Genomic DNA, 12,198 nt, shown 5'->3' with positions numbered 1-12,198 from the left:
TCTGGGCTAGGCGGTCTCGGGCACCCGCGCCCAATTCGGGTTGAGCAGCGGCGAGGGCGCGCCGATCTTCCGCCGCGCCTCCAGATATTCGCCATGCAGCCGCGCGATCAGATCGGCGGCCGGCACCACCGCCTCGATGCCGGAGACGCTCTGCCCCGCCCCCCAGATGTCCTTCCACTTCTTCTTGCGGTCGGAGGAGAAGTTCATCTGCGACTTGTCGCCCGTCTCCAGATTGTCGGGGTCCATTCCGGCATTGCGGATCGAGGGCTTGAGGTAGTTGCCGTGCACGCCGGTGATGAGGTTCGTGTAGACGATGTCCGACGCGCCGGATTCCGTGATCATCCGCTTGTAGTCCTCCGTCGCGCGGGCCTCCTCGGTCGCGATGAAGGCGGTGCCCATATAGGCGAAGTCCGCGCCCATGGCCTCGGCGGCCAGGATGCTGCGCCCGTGGGCGATGGAGCCCGAGAGCGCGATCGGCCCGTCGAACCAGGCGCGCGTCTCCTGCAGAATTGCGAAGGGGCTCTGGTTGCCGGCATGGCCGCCGGCGCCGGACGCGACCAGGACCAGGCCGTCCGCCCCCTTCTCGATCGCCTTATGGGCGAAGACCTGGTTGATCACGTCGTGCATCACATGGCCGCCATAGCTGTGCACGGCCTGGTTCACCTCCTCGCGCGCGCCGAGCGAGCTGATGATCATCGGTACCTTGTGCTTCACGCAAAGGGCCAGATCCTGCTCCAGCCGGTCGTTCGACCGATGGACGATGAGGTTCATCGCGAAGGGGGCGGCGGGCCGGTCCGGATGGGCGGCGTCGTGCGCGGCCAGGGTCTCGGTGATCTCGGCCAGCCAGTCGTCAAGCTGCTCGACGGGGCGCGCGTTCAGCGTGGGCATGGCGCCGATCACGCCCGCCTTGCACTGCGCGATGACCAGCGCGGGCACCGAAATAATGAAGAGCGGGGAGCCGATGAGCGGCAGGCGCAGCCGTCCCCTGATCTTGTCGCGCAAATCCATGCCGGAACCCTCCAATTGTTCCGGGGAGGTTAATCCTGGCGGCCATCGGACGTACAGGCCGGGTCAATCGGTGGTAAGGTATTGCCAACCGGACATGACTGCGGAACCTTGAACCGGCGCGGCCTTCGGCCGTGGACATCTTCATTTGCCCACTCATGAAATGCGAACGACTTTCGCCCTATCCACGGATGATCTTGCCGATGCCTGGAAACAAGCCCGTTCTCATCATCGGCGCCGGCCCCGTGGGGCTCGTGGCCGCGGCCGCGCTGGTCCGCGAGGGCATTCCCGTCCTGGTGCTGGAGGCAGGGCCGACCATCTCGACCGAGATGCGCGCCTCCACCTTCCATGCGCCCACCCTCGACATGCTGGACGACCTCGGCGCCGCGCCGGAGATGATCCGCCAGGGCCTCAAGGGTCCGATCCTGCAATACCGCCAGCGCGACCATAGCCTCATCGCGGAATTCGACTTCGGCATCCTGGCCGACGTCACGCGCCATCCCTTCCGGCTGCAATGCGAGCAGTTCAAGCTCACGCGCATCCTGCACGACCTGCTGCAGACCAGGCCCGGCTACGCCATCCGCTTCAACGCCCAGGTCACCGACGCGATCGACCACGGCGACCATGTGGAGGCGGTGCTGGAGGACGGCACGCGCATCCAGGGCAGCTACATCATCGGCGCCGATGGCGCGCGCAGCGCCGTGCGCAAATCCGCCGGCATCGAGTTCGAGGGCTTCACCTGGCCTGAGCGCTTCCTGGTGCTCTCCACCGAGTTCGACTTCGCCTCGATCATCCCCGGCCTCGCCGACGTGTCCTATTACGCCGATCCCGAGGAGTGGTTCTTCCTGCTCCGCGTCCCCGGCGTGTGGCGCGCCATGTTCCCCGTGGCGGCCGAGGTGCCCGACGAGGAGACGGAGACGGACGAATTCGCCCGCGCCCGCTTCGCCCGCATCCTGGCCGGCCGCGACGATTATCCGCTCAAGCACCGCACCCTCTACCGCGTGCATCAGCGCGTGGCCTCCACCTTCCGCAAGGGCCGGCTGCTCCTGGCCGGCGACGCCGCGCATATCAACAACCCGCTGGGCGGCATGGGCCTCAATGGCGGCGTGCATGACGCGGTGAACCTGGTCGAGAAACTGGCCCGGGTGATCCGCGGCGAGGCCGACGAGGCGGTGCTGGACCGTTACGACCGCCAGCGCCGCGGCGTCACGGTCGAGCATGTCCAGCGCCAGACCATCCAGAACAAGAAGAACCTCGAGGCCAAGACCCCCGAGGAACAGGCCGATTTCCGCAACCGCATGGCCGAGGCGGCCTCCGATCCGGCCAAGGCCCATGCCTATCTGATGGGCATGTCGATGATGAACAGCCTGAAGCGCGCGGCCGAAATCGAGTAGGCGAGGCGAACCGGCGGCGCCATCGATGCGGAAGCCTCTGAATCCGACAAATACCCACGGATTTCATGTACATCGTTGGTGACATGTAACTTCCCGCTTCGGGGCTTCTTCGCTCGCGGTTAAGCGGCCTAGGCTGTCTCGACCCAGAAAGGACTCCCATGTTCCTCCGTCGATTACTCCCTCTCGCCTGCGCCGCCGCGCTCGCCACGAGCCCCGCTTTGGCCCAGACCTTCCCCGATCGTCCGCTGCGCGTGGTGGTGCCCTTCGCACCCGGGGGCGTCACCGACGCGATCGGCCGTCTCGCCTCCGAATGGCTCTCGGCCCGGCTCGGCCAGCCCGTGGTGGTCGAGAACCGCACCGGCGCCAATGGCATGATCGCGGTGGAATACGTGGTCCGCAGCCGGCCCGACGGCTACACGCTGCTGACGGCCAGCGCCTCGCAGATGGTGATGCTGCCCGCTCTGGCGCAGCTCAGCGTCGACCCCGCGCGCGACATCGCACCCGTTTCCATCGTGGGCTCGAACCCGCAGGTCCTGGCCGTGTCCGCGCGGCTGGGCATCAACAACCTGGAGGAGTTCATCGCCTATGTCCGGGCCAATCCCGGCGCGCTGAATTTCTCGAGCGGCGGCAACGGCTCCTCCAATCACCTGGCGATGGAGCTGCTGCTGAACCGCGTCGGGCTGCGGGCCACGCATGTGCCCTATCGCGGCGGCGCGCCGGCCATGCAGGCGGTGCTCGCCGGCGATGTCGGGGCCTATTTCGGCAATCCCTCGGACATCATCCCGCATCTGGGCGGGCCGGCGATCAAGGTGATCGGGATCGCCGGGCCCGAGCGCATGGCGCAGCTGCCGGGCGTGCCCACCATCGCCGAGCAGGGCCTGCCGGGCTTCCAGGCGCAGACCTGGAACGGCATCGCCGCCCCGGCCGGCACGCCGCCCGAGGTGGTGGAACGCATGGGCGCGGTCCTCGTCAGCGCCTGCCAGGACGCGGCCTTCAAGGCGGCGGTGGAGCGGCTGGGCGCGATCCCGGTCTGCTCCTCGCCGGCGCAGATGCGCGCGGCGATGGAGGCCGACGGCCCGCAGTGGCGCGAGCTGGTCCGCGCGGCGGGGCTCAAGCTGGAATGATCAGCGCCTGACCGGCATTCTCGCGGCGGCTTTGCGCGCATTGGCCCGCCGCGAGATCATGTTCAGCCCCTCGACCACCGCCGAGAAGGCCATGGCCGCATAGACATAGCCCTTGGGCACCTTCACCCCGAAGCCCTCGGCGATGAGCGTCATGCCGATCATCAGCAGGAAGGACAGCGCCAGCATCACCACCGAGGGATTCTTGGCGATGAAGTTGCCGAGCGGATTGGCGGCGAAGAGCATGACGCCGACCGTGACGACGACGGCGATCACCATGATCTCGATATGGTCCGTCATCCCGACGGCGGTGATGATGCTGTCGAGCGAGAAGACCAGGTCCAGCAGCAGGATCTGCCCGATGATCGCGGCATAGGCCGCCCCCGCCACGGCGACGCCGGCACCGCTGCCCCCGCCGTCGAAGACATCCGGCGCATGCGCCGGATCGACATTGTGGTGGATCTCCTTCGTGGCCTTCCAGACCAGGAAGAGCCCGCCGCCGATGAGGATCAGGTCGCGCCAGGAGAAGGACTGGCCGAAGAGCGTCAGCACCGGCTCGACGAGTTGGACGATCACGAAGACCAGGCTCAGCAGCGCGAGGCGCAGGACGAGGGCGGCGCCGATGCCGATGAACCGCGCGCGGGCGCGCTGATGCTCGGGCAGCTTGTTGGTCAGGATGGAGATGAAGAGCAGGTTGTCGATGCCGAGCACGACTTCCATGACGATGAGGGTGCCGAGTGCGACCCAGGCCGCCGGATCCCCGGCGAGCGTCATCAATCCGTCCATGCTTCGTCATTCTCCCTTGCGTCGGCGCTTCGGATGCAATGCTAGCATGGGGGGTCGGTTGCCTCGGATGCAAAAGCAACCGCGGCGGATCGTCCGGGCCCGCGAGGGCGGGCCCGGACGGGAGCCTTACATGCCGAGCGCGCGGCGGTAGAGGTCGAGCAGCGTCTCCTGCTCCTCGACGTCGGCGGGCTCCAGCTTCCGGATACGGATGATCTGGCGGACCACCTTCACGTCGAAGCCGGCGGACTTCGCCTCGGAATAGATATCCTTGATGTCGTCGGCGAGCGCCTTGCGCTCCTCTTCCAGTCGCTCGATGCGCTCGATGATAGAGCGCAGCCGGTCGGCGGCGATGCCGCCCACATCGGATTCGGGATCCGCGGCCTGCCGGGCGCGGCTGGCCGCGGCATCGTCATTGGTGTCGGACATGGGAACTTTCTCGAAAGACTGATCGGCGGAGGGAGGTAGCCCCTCTACCCGTGCTTGGCCATGGTCTCGCCGAAAGCGGCCTTCTGCTCAGGCGAGGCCTCCTTCTGGTGGGCGGCCTGCCAGGCCTTGTAGTCCATCCCGTAGACGATCTCGCGCGCGGCGGGCGTCTCCAAAGCGAGGCCGGATTCGGCGGCGGCCTCCTGATACCAGCGGCTCATGCAGTTCCGGCAGAAGCCGGCGAGGTTCATCAGGTCGATGTTCTGGACGTCGTCGCGCTCGCGCAGATGGGCGACGAGCTTGCGGAAGGCGGCCGCCTCGATGCGGTCGCGGGCGACGGCGTCGAGCGTGGCGGCGGCGCCGAGGGCGAGATCGGCTTCAGGCTGCGGTGCGGGCATGGGACGAACTCCTTGTCCCGTAGAGATACGCGAAAGGGCGGCGCATTCAACCGTGAAGCGCGCCCCTGACGGATCCGGCCGCGAAGCGGCCGGCGGCGGATGCCGCCGGCCGACGTCCGAGGACGGGAATCAAGCCTCGACGGGCAGCTTCACCACGCTCGTCCAGCCATGCGGGTCGGCCTGGGTGCCGTATTGGATGCCCACGATCGAGTCGTAGAGCTTCTGCGTCAGCATGCCGGTATGGCCATTGCCGATGCTCAGCTTCTCGCCCTTGTAGCCGAGCTCGCCCACCGGCGAGACCACCGCCGCCGTGCCCGTGCCCCACATCTCGCGCAGGGTGCCGGCGCGGCCCGCGGCCATCACCTCGTCGATGGAGATCTTGCGCTCGGAGACCTTCAGCCCCCAGTCGCGCATTAGCTGCAGGCAGGAATTGCGCGTGACGCCGTCGAGGATGGTGCCGGCCAGCGGCGGGGTGATCACCTCATCGCCGATCTGCATCATGATGTTCATGGTGCCGACCTCGTCGATGTACTTGCGCTCCACGCCGTCCAGCCAGAGCACCTGGGTGTAGCCGGCCTCCTCGGCTTCCATCTGCGCCGAGAGCGAGGCGGCGTAGTTGGCCGCCGTCTTGGCCTCGCCGAGGCCGCCCTGCACCGCGCGCACGTGGTTGTCGCTCACCAGGATGCGGACCGGCTTCACGCCCTCCTTGTAATAGGCGCCCACGGGCGAGCAGATCACGAAGTAGGTGTAGGTGCTGGAGGGATGCACGCCGAGCATCACGTCCGTCGCGATCACGGTCGGGCGGATGTAGAGCGAGGTGCCCAGGGCGTGCGGCACCCATTCATTGTCCACCGCCACGATCGCCTCGAAGGAGCGGCGCACGAGATCGGCGTCCATCTCGGGGATGCAGAGCGCGCGGGCCGACTTGTTCAGCCGCTCGGCGTGCCGCTGGGCGCGGAAGAGGCGGATCTGGCCGTCGGGGCCGCGGAAGGCCTTCAGCCCGTCGAAGATCGCCTGGCCGTAATGCAGCACCTGCGTCGCGGGATCGAGCGAGATCGGCCCGTAGGGGACGACGCGCGCGTCATGCCAGCCCTTACCGGCCGTGTAGTTCATCATGAACATGTGGTCCGTCAGGACCTTGCCGAAGGACAGGGAGGCATCGGCAGGCTTGGCGGCCGGGCTGCGGGTCCGCGTGATGGTGATCTCGGTCATGACACTCGCTTTTCGTTTCTTCGGTTCGTTGATCCGCCGCGCAATGATCTTGCGTGTGATCAGAGGTTAGAGCAACAACACGCCGCGCATATCGGGAAACTCGGCAATCCTCCCATGCGCTGCGCGCGGGATAGGTCAATGTTGCTGCCCTTGTTGCGGTGCGAAAAACTCAGTCCGCGAACTGCCCGGCGGCCAGGATCAGCGGGCGCAGCCGCTCGATCTCGCTGGTCAGGAAATTCGCGTGATAGGCGGGATCCGCCTCACGATCGGCCGCGACCGTGGTGAAGGTCTCGGCGAAGCGCGTCTTCAGCCGGTCCTCGTGCAGGGCCGCGCGGATGGCCTGGGCGAGGCGCTGCTGCACCTCCGGCGGCGTGCCGCCCGTGGCATAGAGCCCGTGCCAGGCCGACATGGTGAGCGGGATGCCCAGCTCCGTCGTGGTCGGCAATTCGAGGCCGGGGACGCGCTGCGGCGTGGTCACCGCATAACCGCGGATGCGGTTGTCACGCAGGAAGGGCGCGGTCACCGTCGCCTGGTCGCAGGTGATGTCGAGACGGCCGGCCATGAGCTCGGTGATCGCCGGCGCGCTGCCGCGGAAGACCACATTGGTCACGCTCTTGCCCGCCGCATGCTGCAGCAGCAAAGCGCAAAGCTGGTTGGACCCGCCGAGCCCGCTATGGCCGAGATTCAGCTCGTCGCCGCGCCGGCGGATCGTCTCGATATAGGCGGCGAGGTCGGCCGCCGGGAAATCCGGCCGGGCGACCAGCGTCATCCCCGTCTGCGAGACCACGCCGAGCGGCGCCAGCCCGCGCTGGATGTCGAAGGGCAGCCGGCGGTAGAGCGTCGCCGCGCTGGCCAGGCCGATGTGGTGGAGGAGGATGTTATAGCCGTCCGGCCGCGCCTGGGCGACGCGGGCCGCCGCGATGGTCCCGCCCGCGCCCGTCACATTCTCCGCCGCGACGGGCTGGCCGAGCTCCTTGGACATGCCCTCCGCCAGGAGCCGGCCGATCATGTCGGTCGGCCCGCCGGCCGCGAAGGGGATCAGCAGGCTGATCGGCCGCTGGGGAAAGGCCCCTGAACTCCCCACCTGGGCCAAAGCCGGGGTGGCGAGCAGCAGGGGGAGTCCGAGCGCGGCGCGGCGAGCGATCATGGAGGTTTCCTTCGACCTATCAGGTCCGGCCTCCAGGATGAGCCCCGGGCGCCGGCCTCAGTCGTTGGCGCTACGGATAGCTTCCACGACGGCATCCGTCACGTCCTGCGTCCTGGCCTTGCCGCCGAGATCGGGCGTGACCACGCCATTGGCCGTGGCGACCTCGATGGCGCGCATCAGCCGGTCCGCCGCGGGCCTCTCGCCCAGGTGCTCCAGCATCATGCAGGCGGTCCAGAAGGTGGCGACCGGATTGGCGATGCCCATGCCCGTGATGTCGAAGGCCGAGCCGTGGATGGGCTCGAACATCGAGGGCGCGCGCCGCTCGGGATCGAGATTCGCCGTCGGCGCCACGCCCAGCGAGCCGGCCAGGGCGCCCGCGAGGTCGCTCAGGATATCGGCATGCAGGTTGGTGGCGACCACGGTGTCGATGCTGGCCGGCTTGCGCACCATGCGCGCGGCCATGGCGTCCACCAGTTCCTTGTCCCAGGTCACCTCGGGGAAGTCCTTCGCGACCCTGGCCGCGACCTCGTCCCAGAAGACCATGCCGTGGCGCTGGGCGTTGGACTTGGTGACGACCGTCAGGAACTTGCGCGGCCGGCTGGCGGCGATGCGGAAGGCGGTGCGCATGATCCGCTCGACGCCGACGCGGGTGAAGATGGAGGTCTCAGTCGCGACCTCGATGTCATGGCCCTGATGGGCGCGGCCGCCATGGCCGGCATATTCGCCCTCGCTGTTCTCGCGGACGATCACCCAGTCGATCGAGCCGGGCACGGCACCGCGCAGCGGGCTCAGCAGGCCGGCCAGCACACGGGTCGGGCGGATATTGGCATATTGGTCGAAGCCCTGGCAGATCGCGAGGCGCAGGCCCCAGAGCGTCAGGGAGTCCGGCAGATGCGGGTCGCCCACGGCGCCGAAATAGATGGCGTCGAAGCCGCGCAGCTGGTGCAGCCCGTCTTCCGGCATCATGCGGCCAGTCTCGCGGTAGAAGTCGCTGCCCCAGGGGAAGTCCACCACCTCCAGCTCGAAGTCGCCGGCGCGGGCCTGGAGCGCGCGCAGCACCTCGAGGCCGGCCGGGATGACTTCCTTGCCGATCCCGTCTCCGGCAATGGCGGCGATGCGATATTTGCGCATGAGGGCTCCTCGGACGATTGGTTCCGGGTTTCTTGGCATGATTGCGCCGCGGCAAGAAGATGGGGCGCCGGAATTGCGCGCCCCCTCCCCCCAGGGCCATGATGCGGAAGGGAAATCGAGGGTCGGATGACGTCAAACTGGACCGAGGCGCGGGCGGTATCGGCCCTGCGGACCTTGTTCGAGGCGGGGGTGAGCGCGGCGGATCCGCTCGCCGTCCTGGCCGCGCATCTGCCCGAGCCGCCGAGACAAGGCCGCGTCGTCGTGGTCGGCGCCGGCAAGGCCGCGGCCAAGATGGCCCTGGCGGTGGAGCGTGCCTGGCCCGAGGTGGCGCTGAGCGGCCTCGTCATCGCCCCCCATGGCGCGGACCTGCCCGACCCGCCGTCTCATCGCCGCATCGCGCTGCGCTTCGGCGCCCATCCCCGCCCCGACGCCGCAGGCGCGGCGGCGGCGGCCGAGATCCTGGGGGCCGTGCGCGGCCTGACGGCGGACGATCTCGTGCTGGCGCTGATCTCGGGCGGCGGCTCCTCGCTCTCCACCTTTCCGGCCGAGGGGCTGACGCTGGAGGAGCTCATCGCCGTGAACCAGGCCCTGCTGGATTCCGGCGCACCCATCCATGAGATGAACTGCATCCGCAAGCATCTCTCCGCCTTCTCGGGCGGGCGGCTGGCCCTGGCGGCCGGACCCGCGCGGGTGCTGACCCTGGCCATCTCCGACGTGCCGGGCGACGACCCCGAGGTCATCGCCTCCGGCCCCACCGTGGCCGATCCCTCGACCTTCGCCGAGGCACGCGCCCTCGTCGCCCACTACAGGATGCCCCTGCCCGAGGCCGCGATGCGCCACCTCGCCGAGGGCCGCGACGAGACGCCCAAGCCCGGCGACCCGCGCCTCGCCCATCACGAATTGCGCATGATCGCGACCCCGCTGATGGCCCTGCAGGCCATGTCCGAGACGGCGCGCGGCCTGGGCCTCACCCCCCTCATCCTCGGCGATGCGCTGGAGGGCGAGGCCCGCACCGTCGGCCAGGCGCTGGCCGGCATCGCCCGGAGCGTGGCGGCCCATGCCTTGCCCCTCGGCGCGCCCTGCGTGCTGCTCTCCGGCGGCGAGACCACCGTCACCATGGCGCCCGGCACCCAGGGCGCTGGCGGGCGCGGGACCGAATGCCTGCTCGGCATGGCGCTGGCGCTGAACGGCGCGGTGGGGACCTGGGCGCTCTGCGCCGATACGGATGGGATCGATGGCAAGTCCGACGCGGCGGGGGCCATTGCCGGGCCCGGCACATTGGAGGCGGCGCGCCAGGCCGGGCTGGATCCGCGCACGGCCCTGGCCGCGCATCGCAGCTACGATGTCTTCGAGGCCGCGGGCAGCCTGATCCGCACCGGCCCCACCCTTACCAACGTCAATGACGTGCGCATTCTGCTGGTTACTTAACTTAGCAACCGGAAGTCATCTCAGGTTTAGCTTGCGGTCTGGCTTATGAATGATAACGTAAGCCGCATGCGCGATCCCGTCCTTGAAGATATCCTCGCCCGTCGCGGAGCGGTCACCCGCATCGCCACCGCCCTCAACATCTCCACGGCGGCCGTCAGCCAGTGGAAGCGCGTCCCCACCGACCGGGTGGACGACGTGGCCGAACTTTTCGGCATCGAGGCCGAATCGCTCCGCTCCCCCGGCGCGCCGCCACCGGCCCCGCGCGCTTCGGAGAACTCCGTGCGCCCGCGCATCCCCATGCGCCGCCACCGCCGCACCAAGATCATCGCCACCCTCGGCCCGGCCAGCTCCTCGCTGGAGATGATCGAGAAGCTCTTCCGCCAGGGCGCCGACGTCTTCCGCCTCAATTTCAGCCATGGCAGCCATGAGGACCACGCCGCCCGCATCGCCATCATCCGCGAGGTGGAGCGCAAGACCGGCCGGCCCATCGGCATCCTCGCCGACGTCCAGGGCCCGAAGCTGCGCGTCGGGAAGTTCGGCGCGGGCCGGATCCAGCTCGCCACCGGCAGCCGCTTCCGCCTCGACCTCAACCCCACCCCCGGCGACGTGAAGCGCGTCCAGCTGCCGCATCCCGAGATCATCAACGCCGCGCGCATCGGCACGACCCTGCTGCTGGACGACGGCAAGCTGCGGCTGCGCGTGGTCCGCCAGGTGGAGAACGACCACCTGGAGACGGAGGTCGTGGTCGGCGGCGCGCTGTCGGACCGCAAGGGCGTGAACGTGCCGGATGTGGCCCTGCCCATCCCGGCGCTGACCGCCAAGGACCGCGCGGATCTCGACTTCGTGCTGCCGCTCGGCGTCGAATATATCGGGCTGTCCTTCGTGCAGCGCCCCGAGGACGTGGCGGAGGCCAAGGCCATCTGCGCCGGCCGCGCCTGGGTCATGGTGAAGATGGAGAAGCCCCAGGCGGTCGAGAACCTCGACGCCATCCTGGAGCTGACCGACTGCGTCATGGTCGCCCGCGGCGATCTCGGCGTGGAGATGCCGCCCGAGGAGGTGCCGCTCGTCCAGAAGCGCATCGTCCGCGCGGCCCGCAAGCTTGGCAAGCCGGTCGTGGTCGCGACCCAGATGCTGGAGAGCATGATCACCTCGCCCTCGCCCACCCGCGCCGAGGCCTCGGACGTCGCGACCGCCGTCTTCGACGGGGCCGATGCGGTGATGCTCTCGGCCGAGACGGCCGCCGGACAATTCCCGCTGGAAGCCGTGAACATCATGGACCGTATCGTGGCCCGGGTGGAGCAGGACCCCGACTGGCGCGCCCAGACCGACGCGAATCGCCCCGCGCCGGAGAGCACCAGCTCCGGCGCCATCGCCGCCGCCGCACGCCAGGTGGCCCAGACCATCGACGCCGAGGTCATCGCCACCTTCACCAGCACTGGCTCCACCACGCTGCGCGCCGCGCGGGAGCGGCCGCATTGCCCGATCCTGGGCCTGACACCGCTCGTGCAGTCCTCGCGCCGGCTCGCCGTCGTCTGGGGGGTGCATCCGCTGGTGGTTCAGGATATCCACTCCATGACGGAAATGGTGGCGCGAGCCTGCCGGGCGGCACAGCAGGAAGGCTTCGTGCAGCCCGGCGACGAGGTGGTGGTGACGGCAGGCGTGCCCTTCGGGACGCCGGGATCCACCAACTCGTTGCGGGTCGCCATCGTGAAATAGCCGCAAGCGGTCCCGTCGGCCGCTCGCCTGAGGGACTGGTGTGTCGATGAAGCGACTGATCTTGGCCGCGATCCTGGCTCTCGGACTGGGCCTGGGGGCAGCGCATCCGGCCGCGGCGCAGCGCGCCGGGACCTATGACGTCACGGGCGCCAATCCCGATGGCGCGCAATACACCGGCACCCTGCTGCTCGAGCAGATCGGCCTGCTCAGCTTCCGCCTGACCTGGACGATCGGCACCGAGACGATCGAGGGCGTGGGCATGGTCAGCGGCCTGACCTTCGCCACGGCGTTCAGCCTGGGCAACCAGCCGAGCATGGGCATCTATGAGATCAAGCCCGATGGCGAGATGGTCGGCCAATGGACGATCATGGGTGCCTTCGGTGGCGGCACGGAGACGCTTCGCTTCCGGCCCTAGCGTTCTTCGCCCTCAGACGCTG

At 68.9% G+C, this 12,198-nt stretch carries 12 protein-coding genes; 5 read left to right on the top strand and 7 right to left on the bottom strand.

Annotation, left to right across the window (positions count from 1 at the left end; all coding sequences use genetic code 11):
* Positions 1 to 6: 6 nt before the first annotated feature.
* Positions 7 to 1,008, bottom strand: coding sequence for an NAD(P)H-dependent flavin oxidoreductase (locus ACO057_RS21560; RefSeq protein WP_421995345.1), 1,002 nt, complete (start codon positions 1,006 to 1,008; stop codon positions 7 to 9).
* 200 nt (positions 1,009 to 1,208) lie between these two features.
* Here ACO057_RS21560 and ACO057_RS21555 point away from each other — a divergent pair, with 200 nt between their 5' ends.
* Both ACO057_RS21555 and ACO057_RS21550 read left to right on the top strand, forming a co-directional pair.
* Entirely contained in the window at positions 1,209 to 2,399 is a 1,191-nt protein-coding gene (locus tag ACO057_RS21555; protein WP_421995343.1) for an FAD-dependent oxidoreductase, read from the top strand.
* Positions 2,400 to 2,557: 158 nt separating this feature from the next.
* Complete coding sequence (locus tag ACO057_RS21550) at positions 2,558 to 3,523, top strand: Bug family tripartite tricarboxylate transporter substrate binding protein (protein WP_421995341.1); 966 nt, start codon at positions 2,558 to 2,560, stop codon at positions 3,521 to 3,523.
* Here the strand turns inward: ACO057_RS21550 and ACO057_RS21545 are convergent, their stop codons facing one another.
* The 6 genes from ACO057_RS21545 to ACO057_RS21520 all read right to left on the bottom strand — a co-directional run bounded on the left by ACO057_RS21545 (position 3,524) and on the right by ACO057_RS21520 (position 8,617).
* Positions 3,524 to 4,294: a TerC family protein gene (locus ACO057_RS21545; RefSeq protein ID WP_421995339.1), complete on the bottom strand. Its 771-nt coding sequence runs from the start codon at positions 4,292 to 4,294 to the stop codon at positions 3,524 to 3,526.
* Between the two features lie 138 nt (positions 4,295 to 4,432).
* Positions 4,433 to 4,732: a DUF2312 domain-containing protein gene (locus ACO057_RS21540; protein ID WP_421995337.1), complete on the bottom strand. Its 300-nt coding sequence runs from the start codon at positions 4,730 to 4,732 to the stop codon at positions 4,433 to 4,435.
* Between the two features lie 44 nt (positions 4,733 to 4,776).
* Positions 4,777 to 5,127 carry a DUF1244 domain-containing protein gene (locus ACO057_RS21535; protein ID WP_421995335.1) on the bottom strand — a complete coding sequence of 117 codons (351 nt, stop codon included), beginning with the start codon at positions 5,125 to 5,127 and terminating at the stop codon, positions 4,777 to 4,779.
* A gap of 129 nt (positions 5,128 to 5,256) precedes the next feature.
* Positions 5,257 to 6,339: a branched-chain amino acid aminotransferase gene (locus ACO057_RS21530; protein ID WP_421995333.1), complete on the bottom strand. Its 1,083-nt coding sequence runs from the start codon at positions 6,337 to 6,339 to the stop codon at positions 5,257 to 5,259.
* 169 nt (positions 6,340 to 6,508) lie between these two features.
* Positions 6,509 to 7,486 carry a tripartite tricarboxylate transporter substrate-binding protein gene (locus ACO057_RS21525; protein ID WP_421995331.1) on the bottom strand — a complete coding sequence of 326 codons (978 nt, stop codon included), beginning with the start codon at positions 7,484 to 7,486 and terminating at the stop codon, positions 6,509 to 6,511.
* A gap of 57 nt (positions 7,487 to 7,543) precedes the next feature.
* Positions 7,544 to 8,617, bottom strand: a complete 1,074-nt coding sequence (locus ACO057_RS21520) for a tartrate dehydrogenase (RefSeq protein ID WP_421995329.1) — start codon at positions 8,615 to 8,617, stop codon at positions 7,544 to 7,546.
* Positions 8,618 to 8,743: 126 nt separating this feature from the next.
* Here ACO057_RS21520 and ACO057_RS21515 point away from each other — a divergent pair, with 126 nt between their 5' ends.
* The 3 genes from ACO057_RS21515 (at position 8,744) to ACO057_RS21505 (ending at position 12,176) form a co-directional block, all read left to right on the top strand.
* A complete protein-coding gene (locus ACO057_RS21515) occupies positions 8,744 to 10,045 on the top strand; it encodes a glycerate kinase type-2 family protein (RefSeq protein ID WP_421995327.1) in 1,302 nt (433 codons plus the stop codon).
* Positions 10,046 to 10,342: 297 nt separating this feature from the next.
* Positions 10,343 to 11,761 (top strand): pyruvate kinase, encoded by a 1,419-nt coding sequence (pyk, locus tag ACO057_RS21510; protein WP_421995570.1) that lies wholly within the window; start codon positions 10,343 to 10,345, stop codon positions 11,759 to 11,761.
* A gap of 46 nt (positions 11,762 to 11,807) precedes the next feature.
* Positions 11,808 to 12,176 (top strand): hypothetical protein, encoded by a 369-nt coding sequence (locus ACO057_RS21505; RefSeq protein ID WP_421995325.1) that lies wholly within the window; start codon positions 11,808 to 11,810, stop codon positions 12,174 to 12,176.
* The last annotated feature ends 22 nt before the right edge of the window (positions 12,177 to 12,198 follow it).

The organism is Roseococcus sp. (assembly GCF_965227005.1).
Classification (GTDB): domain Bacteria; phylum Pseudomonadota; class Alphaproteobacteria; order Acetobacterales; family Acetobacteraceae; genus Roseococcus.
Note: the sequence above shows the minus strand (reverse complement) of the source record. Positions and strands in the feature narration are given on the sequence as shown.

Coding starts and splice junctions, on each gene's coding strand:
- ACO057_RS21515 (WP_421995327.1), top strand. CDS start 8,744: ATGACGTCAAACTGGACCGAGGCGCGGGCGGTATCGGCCCTGCGGACC.
- ACO057_RS21525 (WP_421995331.1), bottom strand. CDS start 7,486: ATGATCGCTCGCCGCGCCGCGCTCGGACTCCCCCTGCTGCTCGCCACC.
- ACO057_RS21535 (WP_421995335.1), bottom strand. CDS start 5,127: ATGCCCGCACCGCAGCCTGAAGCCGATCTCGCCCTCGGCGCCGCCGCC.
- ACO057_RS21530 (WP_421995333.1), bottom strand. CDS start 6,339: ATGACCGAGATCACCATCACGCGGACCCGCAGCCCGGCCGCCAAGCCT.
- ACO057_RS21555 (WP_421995343.1), top strand. CDS start 1,209: ATGCCTGGAAACAAGCCCGTTCTCATCATCGGCGCCGGCCCCGTGGGG.
- ACO057_RS21520 (WP_421995329.1), bottom strand. CDS start 8,617: ATGCGCAAATATCGCATCGCCGCCATTGCCGGAGACGGGATCGGCAAG.
- ACO057_RS21550 (WP_421995341.1), top strand. CDS start 2,558: ATGTTCCTCCGTCGATTACTCCCTCTCGCCTGCGCCGCCGCGCTCGCC.
- ACO057_RS21505 (WP_421995325.1), top strand. CDS start 11,808: ATGAAGCGACTGATCTTGGCCGCGATCCTGGCTCTCGGACTGGGCCTG.
- ACO057_RS21560 (WP_421995345.1), bottom strand. CDS start 1,008: ATGGATTTGCGCGACAAGATCAGGGGACGGCTGCGCCTGCCGCTCATC.
- pyk (WP_421995570.1), top strand. CDS start 10,343: ATGCGCCGCCACCGCCGCACCAAGATCATCGCCACCCTCGGCCCGGCC.
- ACO057_RS21545 (WP_421995339.1), bottom strand. CDS start 4,294: ATGACGCTCGCCGGGGATCCGGCGGCCTGGGTCGCACTCGGCACCCTC.
- ACO057_RS21540 (WP_421995337.1), bottom strand. CDS start 4,732: ATGTCCGACACCAATGACGATGCCGCGGCCAGCCGCGCCCGGCAGGCC.